The organism is Mesorhizobium sp. M0217 (assembly GCF_040321955.1).
In the GTDB taxonomy this organism is placed as follows: domain Bacteria; phylum Pseudomonadota; class Alphaproteobacteria; order Rhizobiales; family Rhizobiaceae; genus Mesorhizobium.
Map to the genome: position 1 here is coordinate 17,733 of NZ_JAMYSN010000031.1, position 16,325 is coordinate 34,057.

Genomic DNA, 16,325 nt, shown 5'->3' on the forward strand with positions numbered 1-16,325 from the left:
TTGTCCGGCTAACCGGCGTCGGCCTTTTCCTGCTTTCGTTGCGCCGCCTCCTTCTTGCGGCGCAACACCTCGTCGGTGCCGACAAGGTCCTTCGAGCCGCCGGAAATGGCGGTCGAGACGACGGCGGGCGGATCGCTGGCCGGAAAACTGTCTTCGAGGCCTGATTGCAACTGCTCCTCGAGCGTCTGCGGGTTCTCGGAGCGGCCTTCGGCGCGGCGCTCGCCAACGGCTTCGACATCGCTCTTGGTGTCGGGGTGAGCGCGGGCTTCCGATATCGTCGACACCACCAGCTCGATGGCGAACTCTTTCATCGCCTCGGCTTGCGGCCCATCGACATCAGAGTCTTCGATCAGGCGGATGAGCGACTTTTCCAGGGCGCCCAGTTCCTTGACGCCCTGACACCGCGCCAGACGCTTGGTGAGCGAACCGATCAGCGCCGGGGCAAAGGTCGAATAGGCAAGCCTGCGTGTGTCGTCGACCTGCTCGGGATGAAGCTTTTGCAAGGACATAGATGCCTCCAGTCAATCAGCCGTGCAGCTTCTGCCGCTGGCCCCTCCTTAGGAAACAGAGGGGAGGGCAAGAGGTTCCATACAGTCCTCGACAGGGTCGACGAGTTCAACTCCACAGCGACGCCATGGTCAGCGACGCTTCGAATATCTGCTCCCTGTTCTCGTTCAGCATCTTGACGGTGATCCGCCGGTGGTCGCCCTCCGGTATCTCGTCGCGCGCCACATCGTGCAATATGCGCAGCGCTTCGGCTCCCGCACGCTCCCGGCTGGGAAAAAGCTGCCCCTCTTCATCAATCTGGGTCTCGGCGTTGTACAAGTCGAAGTAGAACCGTTCCATGTGTGCAAGGATCCCTGCGTGAGAACGCTAAGGCGCATCGCGGTTGAAGGACGCAGGCGACGCGCTTCAGGTCTGTTTTTTTATGCATGTCGTTGTCTCAAAATCGGGGCCATTTTTGAGCGACATGGATTAAATCCCAACCCGCACCCATGGTTCCATGCGACTGTGCCCTGAGCAGATTTCCTGCCAGGAGCCGTCGCCGTGCCGGCCGATTGCAACCGCACCCGATCTCCGGCGTTTGGCTAGGCCGAATGTCCACGAAATCTCGAACTGGATCCTCGATGCTAGAACCGCTTTATCTCAACCTTGGCCAGCATGACGCTTTGTCCGAGCAGGAAAAGGGGCTGCTGGCCGCCGCCATGACCATCGAGATGGATTTTGCCACCGGTCAGGACATCGTTTCAGAGGGATCGAGGCCAGGCTACAGCACGCTCATCATCGAGGGTCTGGCGGCGCGCTACAAGGTGCTGGAGGATGGCGGCCGCCAGTTCACCTCGTTGCAGGTGCCAGGCGATTTTGTCGATTTGCACGCCTTCCTGCTCAAGACAATGGACCATGGCATTATAGCTTTGTCGCCATGCCGGGTGATCGCCGCCGACCACAGTCGGCTAAGGACGATCACCGAACAGGCGCCTCATCTCAGCCGCTTGCTTTGGCTGGACACGCTCGTCGATGGCGCCATCCATCGGGAATGGATCGTGGCCATGGGCCGGCGGTCCAAGACTTCGCATCTGGCGCATCTTGTGTGCGAGCTGTTCGTGCGGCTCCAGGTCGTCAAGCAGACCAACGGCATGAGTTTCCGGCTTCCCCTGTCGCAGGCGGAACTGGCCGATGTGCTTGGGCTTTCGGTCGTCCACATGAACCGGGTCATCGGCGCGCTACGCAAGATCGGTGTGATCGGCTGGGCGAATTACATGGTGACCATTCTGGACTGGCAGCAGCTGGTGGAAATCGCCGAGTTCGACCCGACTTATCTCAGCATGAACCGCGAGCCGAGATAGGCTATCCGGCGTTCGCCATGACATCGCAGGCAATCCGTCAGCCGGTCTTTCAACGATGCCCATCCAGCGACGCCAATTCGTCGAGCATGGCAAGGGCGGCACTTGGCTTCGCCGGCTTCAGCAAGCCCTGTTGGGCGGCGGCATTCTGGAAAGCGGCAAAGGCGATGTCCGGGCGGCAAATGCCGTTCAACGCGTCATCCACCAGCCTGTCGGCCGCCTTGTAGGCCGCCGTCTGCTTGTTCTTCCATGTTCCGCCTAGCGCCCTCCTGGCGTCGGCGATCGACGACACCGTCATCGCGCTGCCGTCCACGAATCTGATCGTCAGGGGCAGAAAACGGCTCATGCGCTCACCATCCAAACCATTCGCGCCTCGCCCGGATCGATCTCATCACTTGCCTCCTTGAAAACGGGATCGCCATAAACGAGGAAATCACAAACTGGTTGCAGCCCGGCGAGCTACATGTTGCTTGCCGGCCAGATCGGCCGATGCGGACGATAAGGCGGCCGCGGCGCCGGCTTCAACGGGATGTCGGCGAGCGAGTTGCGGATCGGCCTGAACAGTATCGGCGAAGACGCGGCGCGGCGGTGCAATACCGCGGCTGACAATTTGGCAATCAGATTTCGAACGTCCATGGGACACCTCGAGCGCGTTGAGAGTCCCCCCATCGCGATCACCTACCACCTCACGCCCAGCATCCGCATTTAACTTTGATATAGGCCGGACGAATACGCGCCGCGCGCAATGTCTGCCGCCGAGATTCTGCCGATCCTCGGCGGCGGCTATTGAGGGCGGTGCCAGGCTGGCGGTCACGCATCCCAGCAGCGACGTCGCGGACGCTGCTGCAACCGGATGAATTTTCGTGCATTCTTGTGCATGGCCACAATGCTTCGAACCGACACGCCGGCAAAATGCTGCTCCTATTGCGGTTCGCGAGAGCATGACTACGAGGATTGTCCGAAGCGTAAAGCAGAGGCGGAGCGGCAGTGGGAAGGCCAGGCAAAGCCCGGCGCCGAATCCGAGGCGACGGCCGAAGTCTAGCTGGGCTCGAACAGCTCGATCACGTTGCCGGACGGGTCTTCACAAAGAATCTGTCGCCCGCCCGGACCTTCGACGATCTGGTTGCGGAACCGCACGCCGGCCTCGACCATCTCAGTCACGACTGCCGGCAACTGCTCGACTTCGAGCACAAAGCGGTTCCATCCGCCCGGCTCGGGTGTCCGGCCGTCCGGCATCGGCCTGGCTGCCGACGCCAGGGGACCGGCGAGCCAGAGCGAGAGGTCGCCGCGCGTCAGGATGGCCATCGCCGGACCGAATTGCTGCTTCAGCGCGAAGCCCAGATAGCTCGTATAAAACGCGATGGACAGATCGACATCGCGGACCAGATATCGGACGGACCTCACAAACGCCCCTCCCGAGAGATAGCTGGCGGGACAAGTCGGGGCAAGCCCGCGCGCACGCTTCGGGCGCCTACGGTGCGATTGCGTGGTCGGCCTGTCTGTCTCTCACGAAGGCCGTCAGCAGCTCCATTCCCGCCGGCCAGTCGCCCAGCCCGCTATTGCTGTTGATGTGACCAAGCGGCCCGGCGATGTGCAGTTCGCTGCCCCATTGTGTGGCTTTCTCACCGGCATAGCCGTTCGGATCATAGGGATCGTCGGTGCTGGCCACGATCAGCGAGGGGAAGCGAAGCGGCCCGCGCGGCGTATCGGCGAAGGGAATTCCGTAAGCGGGATAGACCGGCGAGGCCGGGTCGGGAACCGCAACCAGAAACGCCCCGCCGATCCGACGGCTCGACACCGCCTGCCAATGCGCGACCAGCAGGCAGCTGAGACTGTGGGCGACGAGCACCGGCGGGGTCTGTGCCTGTGACACCGCGACGTCCAGCGCCGCCACCCAGTCGTCGAAATCCGGCAGCTCCCAGCTTGCCGGGCTGAAGCGGCGCATCGCCGGGTCGGCCTGTTGCCAGCGTGTCTGCCAGTGGGCCTCGCCCGATCCGCCGCTGCCCGGCAGAATGATGAAGTCGGTCATGGAAAATCCTGTTTCTTCGCCGCAGATGATGTCCCAATCCTAGGGCTTCTCCTTGTTCGCGGAATGAGAGATCATCGGAAAGCGATGAAGAATTCCGATGGATTGAAGGTGTTCATGGCAAACGGCGATTACCGGCCACGGCTCGACCCCACCGACATGGCAATCATCGAGATCATGCAGGAGGATGGCCGCATCGGCATTTCCGAACTCGGCCGCCGCGTCGGCCTGTCCCAGCCCGCGACGTCGGAGCGGGTGAAGCGGCTGGAGGAGCGCGGCATCATCGCCGGCTACCGGGCCGCGATCGATCCCACCGCCCTCGGTCTCGGCACCATGGCCATGATCCGCCTGCGCACCACGCATGAGCACATCCAGACCTGCCTGAAGAAATTCGCGGCCATGCCGGAAGTGGTCGAGGTGCTGCGGGTGACCGGCGAGGATTGTTTTCTGGTCAAGGTGGTCGTGCCGTCGCCGCCCGACCTCGAAAGCATCGTCGATGCCATCGGCCGCTACGGCGCGGTGACGACCAATGTGGTGCTGCGCGCCGAGCCGCCGAAACGGTTGGGGCGGGAGCTGATGGCGAAGCTCTGAGCGGCCACGCGCGGCAAGAGGATTGCAAGCGCCTCCTTTTGCGAGGTCCGGCTTTGCCGCGAAAGAATTTCGCGGGCTGGTGTAGGATCGGCGGCGTGGCGCCCGTCCTTGGGGCGAAACCCGTTGCAAACCTTTGGAGCACATCATGGAAGCCGTTCAATCGCCGTGGCAGACCGCGGCCATTCTCATCGCCCGCCTGACCTTGGCCGCCATGTTCGCGATGGGAGCAGCCTTCAAGTTCATGGATATGAACATGACCGCCGGCTACATCGCCGCCGCCGGCTTCCCGTTCCCGCTGTTTCTGGCCTGGTGCGCCGCGATCCTCGAAACGCTGCTGGTGATCGCCTTGCTGACCGGAGCGTTCTTCACGCCGGCCGCCCTGGTCGCCGCCGTCTACGTGGTCTTCCTCGGCTTTGCCTTCCACGGTCCGTCGCACTGGACCGGCAACCAGGCCGAGTTCGGCGCCTTCATGTCCCATTTCCCGTTCGCCGCCGGCCTGCTGTTCGCCGCCGTGCATGGACCGGGCAGCGTGCTGGCCTCGAAGATTGGCCGAGGGTGAGGCCCCGCGTCGGCAGACCGCCTCACATCTGGTCGTTGTAGGGTTCCTTCATCTGACCGACCATGCGGGCCAGTTTCGAGAAGGACGGCATGTCCGCCTCCGGCTGGCATTGATTGGCCAGTTCCAGCAGTCGGATCGGAAAGTTGACGGCGTCGCGGTTGGACTCCGACATGCCGTCGGACCGCTCCTCGCCGGTTTCGATGGCCTCGGCCTTGCGCAGCGCAATGTCGATATCCTCCACCGTGAGCAGGCCCTTGCGCACCAGCACCTGATTGATCGAGGCGACGGCCATCAGCAGGCCTTCGAGTTGCAGATTGGCGACGTTCATGGCTGTTGCTCCCATTTGGCTCACGCTCAACGCATGAGCCGCTGTTACGATCCGGACGGGGATGCAAGCGATAGGCGTCGGCCGATGGCCTGCGCTACTCTTCCATCCAGCGGCGGCCATATTCGGCCCACAGCGCCTTGACCTCCCGGCTGCCGAGGCGCGGGGCCGAGCCGTCGCCATAGGCGATCGAAACGCCGCTGATGTCGTAATGGGGATGGGCGTCGATGACGAAGCGGATCGCCTCGCCGAGCGGCCTTCTGCCGATGACCGGATCGGCCTGGCCTTGGCCGACGCTGCGAACGCCCGAAACAGTGGCTGGCGCTTGCCGCATCCTGAACACGGATGCCATGGCTGGTTTGTCCATCCCGCTCTCCCCCGAGTTGGAGTGGAATGATTCCATAAGAGCCAGCTAATGACCAGTCGCTAGACGGCCTGTCGAAGGCTGCGTCTTGTATCCTGCAGCCGGTTGAAGGACTGTTCAGGCCAGCGGATCCGCCGCCGGCGGCCTGGCGGGAAGGCCGAGCCTTGTCCGCTCGCCGTCGGCAAACTCCTCGGCCGCTTCCTGGGCCATGAACAGATGCTGGGTCACCGTGCCATTCTCGGCAACCAGCACCGCCCATTGGCGGCGGTCGACACGTTCCACGCGAACGTCATTGGGCTCTCCGGCCACCACGATCGTCCTCCAGCAGGCGTACGGCACGGAGGGGGCGTGCCTTTACGCCTTGGTCTTGCTCTTGGCCGGCGCCTTGGCGGCCGGCGCCTCGGGTGTCCTGATGCCGAGCCCGAACTCCTTTGCCAGCTCCGATCGCTTGGCGGCGTAGCTGGGCGCCGTCATCGGATAGTCGCCGGGCAGGTCCCATTTGGCGCGATAGGCTTCCGGCGTCATGCCATGGGCGGAGCCGAGATGACGCCGCAGCGACCTGAACTTCTTGCCATCCTCGAGGCAGTAAATGAAATTCGGCGTTACCGAGCGCTTGCGGTTGACCGCGGGCTCAGGCGCAGGTTGCGGCGGAGCAACGGGATTGTCCACGGCCGCGAGCGCTGCATTGACGCTCTCGATCAACGCCGGCAAGCTATCCGGAGGCACTGAATTGTTGCGCACGAATGCCGCGACGATGTCGGCGGTCAGATTTATATTTCGGATTTTGTCCTCAGACATGGCTTCTTTTGCCCCCTTGATGCCAAAGGGCAAATTATCAGACAACATCCGCCGACGGCATGGCACTTTAGAACATATGCATATGACTTGACGCCGGATGTGGTAGCGCTAGCATCGCCGAGTCTCCGATCGATGTCGATGTAGGAATTCTTTCCTGACATATCTTGACCGGTGAGGGCAGCTATGCTATGATTTGTTCATGGTGCTGATTTGCGCCAGCAACCCGCCGCCGAGGCGGGTTTTTGTTTCATGCCGGCTTGGAAACAATAACGGCCAGTGACGCGAGTTTTCCCTCGCTCAGGCTGCTTATGTAGTTTTTTCGCCGATGCACGAACTCGGCGCCGAGCACGATCTCATTGGCCTGCTGCTGGGCCGGCGAGGGCACGATGCCGGAATTTGCCCGTTTCAACGCCAGCTCGACATGATCGCCGGTTTCGTCGATGACATCGTCGACCCGGAATCCGGCTGAAGCAAACAGGGCCTTCAGGGTTTCGCGGTCGACGAGATGGCTGGCCACAGGCGACACCGCCCAAGGCAAGGGATAGTGAGGCTCGCCGTCCGCCAGCACCGCCTCGGTCCAGACAAGCCTGGCCTTCGGCTTCAGTACGCGCCACGCTTGCCCGATGACCGCCGCCTTGTCGGCGATATTCATGCCGACATAGAAGCAGATCGCCGCGTCGAATGTGTCGTCCGCAAAAGGCAGCCTTGTCGCATCGGCCTCATGAAAACGGACTTTGTCACTTAGGCCGCAGAGCTCGGTCAATCGGCGGGATGCCTCGACGAACGCCTGCGTCAGGTCGACGCCGTCGACGCTGCACCCATAGGTCTCGGCAAGGAACCGGGCCGGGCCGCCAATGCCGCTGCCGATGTCCAGAACCCGATCGCCAGCGGAGGGCGCAAGACGCGCGGCATGCTCCTGCGTGGCGATCAGCTCGCGGCCATGAAGCTGATCGAACGGATAGAGTTGTTTGGCTGCGAGGCTGCCGGCCCTGGCGTCCGGCACAGCCGACAGGATGCGCTCGACGATGCCGCCGCTGCCATAGTGACTGGTCACATTGCTCATTGCGCTCTCCGACGAGGCCCAGCATCCCATCGAAGCGGCCCTCGCGCAATGCTGGCGGCGCCAAAGGACGAGGCTTTGACTGGAGTAGGAATTATTTCTTATCTGCATTGACGGGTGAGGGCAGCTTTGCTATGATTTGTCCATGGTGCTGATTTGCGCCACCGACCCGCCCACGAGGCGGGTTTTGTTTTCCTGATGCCCACAACGTGCGGATATCGGATGTCGGCGGGACAGCACCCCCCTCTGGCCTGCCGGCCATCTCCCCCTCAAGGGGGGAGATCGGACTGCCGCCTTGCTTTCGCCAATCGTCAGCGCTGCAAATTGGTCGCGACCCTGGAGCTGCCAATCTCCCCCCTTGAGGGGGAGATGTCCGGCAGGACAGAGGGGGGCGTGAAGGAACGCTATCCTCGGTTCATTCTGCCTTATCCGCGAGGCCTCCCTTGTCCAACCGCTATGCCACCATCATCACCGACGATGACGGCCGCGAGGTCGTCAGCGCCATTGGCGTGTTCGAGGGCGCTGCCCCGCAGGCGCGCATCGGCCGTATCGAGCCGGTCGTGCCGGGCGTGCTGATCGGCATGGTTCGCGGTGGTCCTGTCGATGCCATCGGCGGCTTCGGCTTTCCGCGCGGCGCGCACGACGCAAGGGCGATCGCCAGGGCAAACCTGAAAGCCGCGTCTGCCGGAAAGCGCCACGCGCCGGCCGCTGATGCAGCCCGCAAGGCCGCCCCAACACGGTCAGGGCCAAAATCGGCACGGCGCAAGTCCGGCAAGATCAAGTCCGGCAAGATCAAGCGGGCAAGGCCGGCAAAGCAGGCGAAGCAGGCAGCGACCGCCGAGCCCGCCGGGATCTCGGATCATGGCTGACCGGACGGCGCCGCGTGCGCGCCCTGGCCGCAAGGCGACTGCCGCCGCTGCCAAGCCGAAGCGGACGAAGAAGACGCTTGGCGATGATTTCCTCGACGCGGTTCGCGCCGATTTCCGCGCCCATGGCGCCGGCGTGATTGCCGCGGTCCGGGCCGACAAGCCCGACCAGTATCTGAAGATCGTGCAATCGGTGCTGCCCAAGGATCTGGCCAAGGATTTGCATGTTTCATCTGACAATCTGGAAGCCCTGAGCGATGACGAGATCCGCCGCCGCATCCGTGGCTTCGAAGCCGTCCTCGGGCCGTTTGGCGACCAGCCTGAAGACGCGCCGCCACTATCTGGCGCTGCTGCAGGAGCTGGACCGCAGGCGCAGGACTAACCAGCTTGCCGCCTACCGGCCTTATCCCAGGCAGGCTCAGTTTCACGCCGCCGGCGCGCAGAACCGGGAACGTCTGTTCATGGCCGGCAACCAGCTCGGCAAGACCAGGGCCGGCGGCGCCGAATGGGCCATGCATCTCACCGGCCGCTACCCCGCGTGGTGGCAGGGCAAGACCTTCGACACCCCCGTCAGGCTATGGGCTGCCGGCGTGACGGGCGAGGGCACGCGCGACAACCCGCAGCGCGTGCTCGTCGGCCCGCCGCAGCAGCAGGCGGCATGGGGCACCGGCATGATCCCGGCCAACGCCATCCTGCACACGACGATGGGCCGCGGCGCCCCGGGCGCGCTCGACAGCATCGTGGTGCGCTGGGGCGGCGGCGGCGACGTGCAGGCCGATGAATCGGTGCTTTCGTTCAAGAGCTATGAGAAGGGCCGCGAAAAGTGGCAGGGCGAAACCCTGCACGGCGTCTGGTTCGACGAGGAGCCGCCGCTCGATATCTATTCCGAAGGCCTGACCCGCACCAACGCGACGGGCGGCATCACCATCGTGACGTTCACGCCGCTGCTGGGCATGAGCGACGTGGTGTTGCGGTTCTTGACGGCGCAGGAGGTTCTCCCTTCCCCCCTTGTGGGGTGAGCAGCTGGTTCGCGAAGCGAATTCGTCGTGCCAGTGGCACGACGAAAGGCCGGCGAACGCCGGGACGCTGCGGAGCAGCGGGGACCCGGCGGGTTGGATCGGCCACCACCCGGCCCTTCGCAGGCTCAGGGCGTTCGAAGCTCGAAAAGCCAAGCAATTGGCTTTTCGTCCGCCACGCGGACCGCTTCTCACCCCACAAGGGGAGAAGGTAAGAACCGCCACGCCCGGCGCAAATGTCGTGCGCGACAACATCATACGACATTACTTTGAATCAGTTCGGCAGGCTCTACGTCCTGTCACGTCGCTATCTTGACCCCGAGATCAGCGGCGCCTCAGGCGATTGCCGGCAATGATGATTGCCATACGGCGTGGTGCGATATCTGGTTGTGCTCGATGCAATCGGTTGCCAGTTTGCTGATTTCAGTATCGGCGGACGCCTGCGCCCATTCGACGAACGCGTCAACAACGACCAACCTCGCCCGGCTGGCCAGCCCCAGGCCGTAACGTCGCACTACCGGCTCTGAATGGTCGAGCATCGCACGGATCATGCCTGATGCATCATCTCGCCATTGCCCGGAGATATCGGCGATCGCCGAAAACGGCGTTTGCGGCCTGAGCAACGCGGCGTGCTGACGCGCAAGCTTTAACTGCCAGTCTTTTGCAAAGCGCACAAATTTGACGGCTCCCATGCGTACACCATCGTGATAATCATCAAGGGCAAACAACGCCTGCGCGAGATGCTGACCATCGTTCCGCGTACTGCATCGCAAGATAGACTCCACGGCATCGAAGCGCGTGCGCGGGTTGCTGTCCCCAAGCAGCGCGGCCAGCTCACCCACCATCGAACTTATGTTCTGGTTTTGAAAGGTGGCAATAAACGCACCCGCCGCTCGCGTCTCAGCATTGGCAGAGGTCAGCAGGAGACGAAGGCTTTCCAACGGCACCGTCTTGCCGAGCTCGCCGAGAAGGTCGTTGGCAAGCGCGCCATCGTCATCATGCGGGGACGACAGCAGCCGCTCCAGCATCTCCTGACCTGTCATGGCATTTGTCGATTTGCCGAGTGGCAGCAGGATCTTACCGCCTTCGCTGAAAAAAAGATGAGCAACCTCGCTGTCCTCGGCGGACAGGCGCATCGCCTCGAATAGATCTGTCATGGCAAAGAGTGGCTGTCCCACCCGCGTAGAGTACAGGCCGCGCAGAATGCACCAGCCCAGACGCATCGATGTCGCCGATGCACGGCAAGACCTACCGCATAAAGCGATAAAGGAAAAGATGAGAGCGAAGCTTTCCCGTTTCGGCGCGTTGCGGAATCGCGAACCGCGACTAGACTGGTGGCCAGGTTGTCGAGGAACCAAGTCCATGAACAGGCGGCAGGTATTGACAGGCGGTTTGTCGTCGCTTGTCGTGTCGCCGGCGGGTGGTGCTGAGGTGTCAAAGCCCCAGGTGCCCAAATGGCGACCCTCGTTTTCACAACCCATCGATCGCATCGAGGAACGGTTCGGCTATTACTTCGACAGAGGCCGTGACTTTGCCATCCTTGAAAACGGCACCTGCGTGCTGACGGAAGCCGGCCTGTCCGATGAGGCGGCAGCCATGGCCGCCATCCAGACGCTTGCCATGATTTACAACTATCACCCGGACATGAAGCCGTCCGACATGGATGATGGCAACGTGCTGGTCAGCTACAATCATCCAGCCTTCAATGTCGTGCTTTCCGACGTTGCGAATGCGCATTGGCAAGAGATCGAGGCCCGCCACCAGGATGGGCTGGCTACGGGCGAGGTGCTGATCACGCCGCTGGGGCAGAATGTGTTCGATGAGCTCGGCAAAAAGGCGCTGCTTGGCAGGTGCTACATGTTCATGGATGCGCAGGCGCCAAAGGTGATCCGCATCAAACCCAGTTGATAAGTCGAATCAGGGGTATTTGGTGCCGGCAAGTTGCCTGGCACGACCTTCGGCGGTTGGCGATTTGCGCGTTAATGGGCCGCACAATATTTTCTCTCGACCGGTATACTGATATATATAGAGCATACAGGATTGATTGGGAGTGTCGGGGACGCAGACCTCGCGTTTGAACCCTGTTCCTGGATCGGTACGGGTTCTGCAGATTTTTTTACTCGTATCGTAAGGAACATTCGCCTGGCTGGTGCATGCAGATGCACTGGCGGCAATGGCGACAACGATTGCAATCCGAATCATGTGTTCCCCCAAGTCTTGGGTCAGCTTCGCATTGACGAGCGGTGGTATCAATGGCCACACTCTATTGGAGCATGCTTGCATGACCCGTCACGTCACCTTCATGACCATAGACGACGTCGAACACTATTCGCCGGACGAGCGTGCCGCGATCATCGCCGCCTATCCCGAACATGAGCGCGAAGCGAGGGCCAAGGGCATTCCGGTGCTGGGCTCCGGCCGCATCTTTCCGATTGCCGAGGAGCTGATTGCCTGCGAGCCGTTCCGGCTGCCGCGCTACTGGCCGCGGATAGGCGCGCTCGATTTCGGCTGGGACCATCCGTCGGCCGCGGTCGAGCTGGCCTGGGATACGGAGGCCGATGTCGTCTATATCTCCAAGGCGGCGCGGGCCTCGCAGCAGACGCCGGCGATGCAGGTGCTGGCGCTGAAGCCATGGGGCGAATGGCTGCCCTGGGCCTGGCCGCGCGACGGCCGCCGCGAGACGCTGGAAGGGGCGGGCACCGCACTTGCCAGACAATATTCCGCGCATGGGCTGAACATGCTGTCGGGCCACGCCCGCTTCGCCGACGGCTCGGTCTCGGTCGAGGCCGGGCTGATGGAGATGCTCGACCGCATGCAGTCCGGCCGCTTCAAGGTGTTCTCGTCGCTGCTGCCCTGGTTCGAGGAATTTCGGCTTTACCATCGCAAGGACGGCAAGGTGGTGAAACTGCGCGACGATTTGATGGCCGCGACGCGCTACCGCAAACTGACGCTCGCCTATGTCAGCGGCGCCGGCACTTTGCCGACGGTGGCCAACGGCATCTGGCTGATGTTCGACCGTGCCGGCGACAGAGGCGCCGACGGGACGGGAGTAGGAGATTTTTTGGGGCCTGCGTCTTCGGCAACCGACAATATTGTCACTTTCGCGGGCACCACGGGCAAGGTGGGGAAGGACAGTGGGATTGCGGTGTCCAGCCTGGCGCCGAAGGCCAGCCCGACATTTACCGGGACGCCAACGGGGCCGACCGCAGCGCCTGGAACGAATACCACGCAATTGGCTACAACGGGGTTCGTCAAGGCTGGGTTTGATCTGAAACTTGATAGCCGACCTAACCTCGGTGTCGTCGCGCAGACGATCACCGATTGGAACAACGCCCTGGACAACGGCTGGTATATGGCCTCGGCGGCGGCTAATGCGCCAGACGGCGTAAATTGGTTCCTGGGGTTTGTGGAAGCGCACGGAAGCACTGGCTACCGGACGCAGACGGTGCATGATTTCGTCAACGACACTACGGCGGCAGACCAAAAGCTATGGCGGCGCAGGCAGGCTGGCGGTGCCTGGGGAGGATGGATCAAGCTGCAATGGTCGCAGGCCGAACAGGATGCACGCTATGTCCAGTCGTCCACGGCGTTGCTTCAGAAGTTTTATGAAAGCCCGCAACAGACCATCACATCCGGCGGGTCGCTGACGTTGGCTCATGGGCTGGGGGTGAAGCCGAAGCTCTATGCAGCCTTCATTCAATGTACTACGGTTAATTCGGGGTATTCGGTTGGTGACGAGATACCCATTAACCCATCTCTCAATACAACTGATGCGACCGCTCAAGCTATTAGCATCGTGCCAGATGCGACCAATTTGAATGTACGGATTGGTAATGCTGCTGGCGCACTTAAAGTCCTTAACAAGGCTGGAACAGGTTTTAACGACATAACGAACGCTAGCTGGAAACTCGTTGTGAGAGCGTGGGCCTAGCTTGCGAAATGTGAGCAACGGTCTAAACGTTGGAACATGCATATTACTATTGCAGTGCAAGGCAAAATTCCCTGTCGAGGCTATGGCGGCACCCAGCGGCAAATCGATTGGCTCGCCAGCGCACTCGCATCTCTCGGACATGAAATCACACTCATTGCCGGAGTGGGCTCCACCCATCCGCGTTGCGAGGTCCGGCAGGCCGCGTCAGTAGTGGAATGTCTGGGGGCGATCCCTATCAATACTGACATCGTGCATTTCAACGGCTGGTACGATGTAGAAAGCCCATATCGTGCGCTTTACACTCTGCACGGCTATGTTCCAAACGCCCCGAGGAAGGGGCAAAATTACAGCTTCGTCAGCGCCAGTCACGCGCATCATCATGATCGAGAAACGTTTGTTTACAACGGCTTCCCTGTGGATGCCTACCGGCTGGCAGATCGGAAAGGTGAGCGGCTGTTGTTTTTGGGCGGTATCGCGAGGGCCGGGAAGGGCCTCAACCGGGCCGTCGATCTGGCGAAGAAATTTAACTTCGCTCTCGATATTGCGGGTGGCTCGAGGTGGAAGTTGCTCGGGCGCAGCCAAACCCGGAAAGAGTCTCTGTTCTTCAAGAGCTTATCGCGGCGCTACCGCTTCCACGGCACTGTTGATGGCGAGGAAAAGCTCCGATTGCTCGGCGAGGCGTACGCCTTCCTTAACCCGATCTCCTGGGCAGAGCCGTTCGGCATGGCGGCGGTCGAAGCAATGCTGTGCGGAACGCCTGTGCTGACCACTCGGTGCGGTGCGCTTGCCGAAACGGTCGATGCAGACAGCGGGCGTTTCTTCGAAACCGATGATGAGTTTGCTCACGGTCTCAATGAGATCAACAGCATTTCCGCGCGAGCATGCCGTGAATCGGCAGCCGAAAGATTTCCGATCCAGAAAACCGCAACGGCCTACCTGGAACTCTATAAGCGCATCCTTGACGGCGAAGTGCTTCCGTGAGCCCGCTTTAGCCGCTCCATCCAAAATTCCTATCCGGTGAGGAAGCGTTATAGCTGGCCAACCGACATGCCGTCGGCACAAACAGGATCAACAGGACACTCGTCTCCTTTGCGTGATCTGTGACTGGCTAAAATCTCCGAGCTAAATTCCACAATCTCCAGAGGTTACCCATGGACCGCAACTTCGCGCGGGCGCTTGCGCTCGTCCTCAAATCGGAAGGCGGCTGGTCCGACAATCCGGCCGATCCCGGTGGCGCTACCATGAAAGGCGTTACCATCGCCAATTTCCGCCGCTACGTGAAGGCGGATGCCAGCAAGGCCGATCTGCGAGAGATCAGCAACGCTCAGGTGGCGACGGTCTATCGCCGCTTCTATTGGGACGCGGTAGCCGGCGCCGAGCTTCCCGGCGGTGTCGACTATGCTGTCTTCGACTTCGCCGTGAACAGTGGGCCGGGCAGGGCGGCTAAATATCTGCAGGCGGCAGTTGGCACCGCACAGGACGGCAGGATCGGCCCGGCCACGCTCAAAGCTGTGGGCGCCAGGCCACCGGGCGCAGTCATCGACGATCTATGCGATGCCCGCCTGGCATTCCTGCGGCGGCTGCCGACCTGGCCGGTTTTCGGCAAGGGTTGGAGCGATCGCATCAGGTCGGTCCGTTCCCAGGCGCTGTTGATGTCGGCACTACAGCCCGCTCCGGCACCTTTGCCGGGCTCCCCGACCCTGCCATCAGCGCTCTCGCCGAAGCCCGGCAGTGCGATGCCGCCGGTGTCTACCGGCGGGCGCGTCAGCCCCGTCGAACGCCTGCCGTTCTGGCGTGCGCTGCTTCAAATCCTGAAATCGATTTTCGCAAGGAGTTCGACATGATCGCCGTCTTCATCCGCATCGGCTTGCGTTACGGCGCCGGTGTTCTGGTCGCGCGTGGCCTGCTCGGCGCCGACGACGCGGCGGCATTTTCTTCCGACCCCGACATTCAAGCTGGTCTGGAGATCGCCGCCGGTCTCGCCATCGCCTCGGTCACCGAGACCTGGCACTGGTTGGCCCGCAAATCCGGCTGGGAGCACTGACATGGAAGGGTTTCAACAACTGCTCATCGCCTATCTCGAAGCCGCGAAACTCTATGCTATCGGCTTTGCCGCCGGGCTTGTCGCCGGGTGGCTGCTGTGAGCGCGCTCCTCGCCGTCCTGCTTGGCAACAAAGCGCTGCTGGGCTTCCTGGCATCGGTCATCGCCGCCCTTTGCTGGGGCGCTCACCAGCGGCTGGCCGGCGCCAGGGCCGAGCGCGGCAAACTGGCGGCCGCTGAGGCCGCGGCGCGCGCGGTCGCTGAGCAGGTGCAGAACGACGTCGGCGCACTGCCGGCGGACGCTGTTCGAAAGGAGCTGAAATCATGGGCAAGGGACTGATGCTTGCGCTGCTTGTGGCGCTTGCCGGGTGCACGACTGCTTCGGGCGGCTTCTGCGCGATTTCGAGCCCGCTGCGCCTGTCGGCCGAAGCCGTCGACGTCCTGTCGGACGCCGAGGCGAGAGCGCTCCTGGCGCACAACCGCAAGGGACAAAAGCTCTGCGCATGGAGGCCTTAGCCGATGCACGACCTCTTCGACATGCTCGGCATCAAGGGGCCGGTCGTCGCCGCCGGGCTAGCTGGCGGCGTGCTGCGAGCACTGTCGCGCCATCGCTACAAGCTGCGCGAGATGATTGCCTCGCCGATCTGCGGGGCGCTGGCGGCTGCGTATCTGACGCTGCCTGCCGTCGCCTGGTTCAGGGCAACCGGCATGCCTATCCCCGATCCGGCCGACGACACCACGACGCTCGCCGCCGCCTTTTTGATCGGCGTCTCGGCCATGTGGATTTCCGACATCGTCTTCGAGGTCATCGTGCGGCGGTTCGGCTCGGCCGGCAACGAGTGATGCACTTGAGATGCTGGAAGAAGCCAGCGACAATGCCTACCTAAGGAGCAATCCAATGGAGG

General features: G+C 62.3%; 26 protein-coding genes. 14 read left to right on the top strand and 12 right to left on the bottom strand.

Features of this window, described 5'->3' with window-relative positions; all coding sequences use genetic code 11:
- Positions 1–8 precede the first annotated feature (8 nt).
- Positions 9–509, bottom strand: a complete 501-nt coding sequence (locus tag NKJ18_RS28965) for a hypothetical protein (RefSeq protein WP_023685942.1) — start codon at positions 507–509, stop codon at positions 9–11.
- A 106-nt stretch (positions 510–615) separates the two neighbouring features.
- On the bottom strand, positions 616–846 hold the full coding sequence (locus tag NKJ18_RS28970) for a DUF6894 family protein (RefSeq protein ID WP_023671435.1): 231 nt from the start codon (positions 844–846) through the stop codon (positions 616–618).
- A 281-nt stretch (positions 847–1,127) separates the two neighbouring features.
- On the opposite strand from NKJ18_RS28970, the gene NKJ18_RS28975 reads away from it, so the two are divergent.
- Positions 1,128–1,847 carry a Crp/Fnr family transcriptional regulator gene (locus tag NKJ18_RS28975; protein ID WP_023671436.1) on the top strand — a complete coding sequence of 240 codons (720 nt, stop codon included), beginning with the start codon at positions 1,128–1,130 and terminating at the stop codon, positions 1,845–1,847.
- Positions 1,848–1,896: 49 nt separating this feature from the next.
- On the opposite strand, the gene NKJ18_RS28980 is transcribed toward NKJ18_RS28975, so the two are convergent.
- From NKJ18_RS28980 to NKJ18_RS28995, 4 genes are all read right to left on the bottom strand, one after another.
- A complete protein-coding gene (locus NKJ18_RS28980; RefSeq protein ID WP_023685943.1) occupies positions 1,897–2,190 on the bottom strand; it encodes a DUF982 domain-containing protein in 294 nt (97 codons plus the stop codon).
- Positions 2,191–2,303: 113 nt separating this feature from the next.
- The gene (locus NKJ18_RS28985) at positions 2,304–2,480 is read right to left on the bottom strand and encodes a hypothetical protein (RefSeq protein WP_023671438.1); all 177 of its coding nucleotides are present in this window, start codon (positions 2,478–2,480) and stop codon (positions 2,304–2,306) included.
- 402 nt (positions 2,481–2,882) lie between these two features.
- Complete coding sequence (locus NKJ18_RS28990; RefSeq protein ID WP_352761036.1) at positions 2,883–3,248, bottom strand: VOC family protein; 366 nt, start codon at positions 3,246–3,248, stop codon at positions 2,883–2,885.
- 67 nt (positions 3,249–3,315) lie between these two features.
- Positions 3,316–3,873, bottom strand: a complete 558-nt coding sequence (locus NKJ18_RS28995; RefSeq protein WP_023697757.1) for an RBBP9/YdeN family alpha/beta hydrolase — start codon at positions 3,871–3,873, stop codon at positions 3,316–3,318.
- Between the two features lie 84 nt (positions 3,874–3,957).
- Here NKJ18_RS28995 and NKJ18_RS29000 point away from each other — a divergent pair, with 84 nt between their 5' ends.
- Both NKJ18_RS29000 and NKJ18_RS29005 read left to right on the top strand, forming a co-directional pair.
- On the top strand, positions 3,958–4,461 hold the full coding sequence (locus tag NKJ18_RS29000) for an Lrp/AsnC family transcriptional regulator (RefSeq protein WP_023671442.1): 504 nt from the start codon (positions 3,958–3,960) through the stop codon (positions 4,459–4,461).
- Positions 4,462–4,606: 145 nt separating this feature from the next.
- Positions 4,607–5,020, top strand: coding sequence for a DoxX family protein (locus tag NKJ18_RS29005; RefSeq protein WP_023700688.1), 414 nt, complete (start codon positions 4,607–4,609; stop codon positions 5,018–5,020).
- A gap of 22 nt (positions 5,021–5,042) precedes the next feature.
- Here NKJ18_RS29005 and NKJ18_RS29010 read toward each other — a convergent pair whose 3' ends face one another.
- From NKJ18_RS29010 to NKJ18_RS29030, 5 genes are all read right to left on the bottom strand, one after another.
- Positions 5,043–5,348: a hypothetical protein gene (locus tag NKJ18_RS29010; protein WP_023671444.1), complete on the bottom strand. Its 306-nt coding sequence runs from the start codon at positions 5,346–5,348 to the stop codon at positions 5,043–5,045.
- A gap of 94 nt (positions 5,349–5,442) precedes the next feature.
- Entirely contained in the window at positions 5,443–5,712 is a 270-nt protein-coding gene (locus NKJ18_RS29015) for a hypothetical protein (protein ID WP_023697755.1), read from the bottom strand.
- Positions 5,713–5,826: 114 nt separating this feature from the next.
- Positions 5,827–6,021 (bottom strand): hypothetical protein, encoded by a 195-nt coding sequence (locus NKJ18_RS29020; RefSeq protein WP_023689866.1) that lies wholly within the window; start codon positions 6,019–6,021, stop codon positions 5,827–5,829.
- Between the two features lie 42 nt (positions 6,022–6,063).
- Entirely contained in the window at positions 6,064–6,507 is a 444-nt protein-coding gene (locus tag NKJ18_RS29025; protein ID WP_023671447.1) for a Ros/MucR family transcriptional regulator, read from the bottom strand.
- Between the two features lie 247 nt (positions 6,508–6,754).
- Positions 6,755–7,570: a class I SAM-dependent methyltransferase gene (locus tag NKJ18_RS29030; RefSeq protein WP_023727105.1), complete on the bottom strand. Its 816-nt coding sequence runs from the start codon at positions 7,568–7,570 to the stop codon at positions 6,755–6,757.
- Positions 7,571–8,010: 440 nt separating this feature from the next.
- Here NKJ18_RS29030 and NKJ18_RS29035 point away from each other — a divergent pair, with 440 nt between their 5' ends.
- From NKJ18_RS29035 to NKJ18_RS29045, 3 genes are read left to right on the top strand one after another with little or no spacing between them, the layout of a single operon-like run.
- Positions 8,011–8,436: a hypothetical protein gene (locus NKJ18_RS29035; RefSeq protein WP_352761039.1), complete on the top strand. Its 426-nt coding sequence runs from the start codon at positions 8,011–8,013 to the stop codon at positions 8,434–8,436.
- Complete coding sequence (locus tag NKJ18_RS29040) at positions 8,429–8,815, top strand: hypothetical protein (protein ID WP_023730426.1); 387 nt, start codon at positions 8,429–8,431, stop codon at positions 8,813–8,815. Before NKJ18_RS29035 ends, NKJ18_RS29040 begins: the two co-directional genes overlap by 8 nt.
- Positions 8,715–9,452 carry a terminase large subunit domain-containing protein gene (locus NKJ18_RS29045; RefSeq protein WP_352445939.1) on the top strand — a complete coding sequence of 246 codons (738 nt, stop codon included), beginning with the start codon at positions 8,715–8,717 and terminating at the stop codon, positions 9,450–9,452. Before NKJ18_RS29040 ends, NKJ18_RS29045 begins: the two co-directional genes overlap by 101 nt.
- A 332-nt stretch (positions 9,453–9,784) precedes the next feature.
- Here the strand turns inward: NKJ18_RS29045 and NKJ18_RS29050 are convergent, their stop codons facing one another.
- Positions 9,785–10,606 (bottom strand): HEAT repeat domain-containing protein, encoded by an 822-nt coding sequence (locus NKJ18_RS29050; protein ID WP_352761041.1) that lies wholly within the window; start codon positions 10,604–10,606, stop codon positions 9,785–9,787.
- Between the two features lie 46 nt (positions 10,607–10,652).
- On the opposite strand from NKJ18_RS29050, the gene NKJ18_RS29055 reads away from it, so the two are divergent.
- The 8 genes from NKJ18_RS29055 to NKJ18_RS29090 all read left to right on the top strand — a co-directional run bounded on the left by NKJ18_RS29055 (position 10,653) and on the right by NKJ18_RS29090 (position 16,263).
- Positions 10,653–11,357: a hypothetical protein gene (locus NKJ18_RS29055; RefSeq protein ID WP_155923799.1), complete on the top strand. Its 705-nt coding sequence runs from the start codon at positions 10,653–10,655 to the stop codon at positions 11,355–11,357.
- 265 nt (positions 11,358–11,622) lie between these two features.
- Entirely contained in the window at positions 11,623–13,380 is a 1,758-nt protein-coding gene (locus NKJ18_RS29060; RefSeq protein WP_352761043.1) for a phage terminase large subunit family protein, read from the top strand.
- Positions 13,381–13,416: 36 nt separating this feature from the next.
- Positions 13,417–14,361 (top strand): glycosyltransferase, encoded by a 945-nt coding sequence (locus NKJ18_RS29065; protein ID WP_023814807.1) that lies wholly within the window; start codon positions 13,417–13,419, stop codon positions 14,359–14,361.
- Between the two features lie 170 nt (positions 14,362–14,531).
- Positions 14,532–15,224 carry a glycoside hydrolase family 108 protein gene (locus tag NKJ18_RS29070; protein WP_023814806.1) on the top strand — a complete coding sequence of 231 codons (693 nt, stop codon included), beginning with the start codon at positions 14,532–14,534 and terminating at the stop codon, positions 15,222–15,224.
- Entirely contained in the window at positions 15,221–15,424 is a 204-nt protein-coding gene (locus NKJ18_RS29075; RefSeq protein ID WP_023689878.1) for a Pam3-gp28 family putative phage holin, read from the top strand. The genes NKJ18_RS29070 and NKJ18_RS29075 overlap by 4 nt, the downstream gene beginning before the upstream one ends.
- Positions 15,425–15,520: 96 nt before the next feature.
- Positions 15,521–15,760: a hypothetical protein gene (locus tag NKJ18_RS29080; protein WP_023684348.1), complete on the top strand. Its 240-nt coding sequence runs from the start codon at positions 15,521–15,523 to the stop codon at positions 15,758–15,760.
- Positions 15,745–15,936: a hypothetical protein gene (locus tag NKJ18_RS29085; RefSeq protein ID WP_352761046.1), complete on the top strand. Its 192-nt coding sequence runs from the start codon at positions 15,745–15,747 to the stop codon at positions 15,934–15,936. The genes NKJ18_RS29080 and NKJ18_RS29085 overlap by 16 nt, the downstream gene beginning before the upstream one ends.
- A gap of 3 nt (positions 15,937–15,939) precedes the next feature.
- Positions 15,940–16,263 carry a hypothetical protein gene (locus NKJ18_RS29090; protein ID WP_023689880.1) on the top strand — a complete coding sequence of 108 codons (324 nt, stop codon included), beginning with the start codon at positions 15,940–15,942 and terminating at the stop codon, positions 16,261–16,263.
- Positions 16,264–16,325 lie beyond the last annotated feature (62 nt).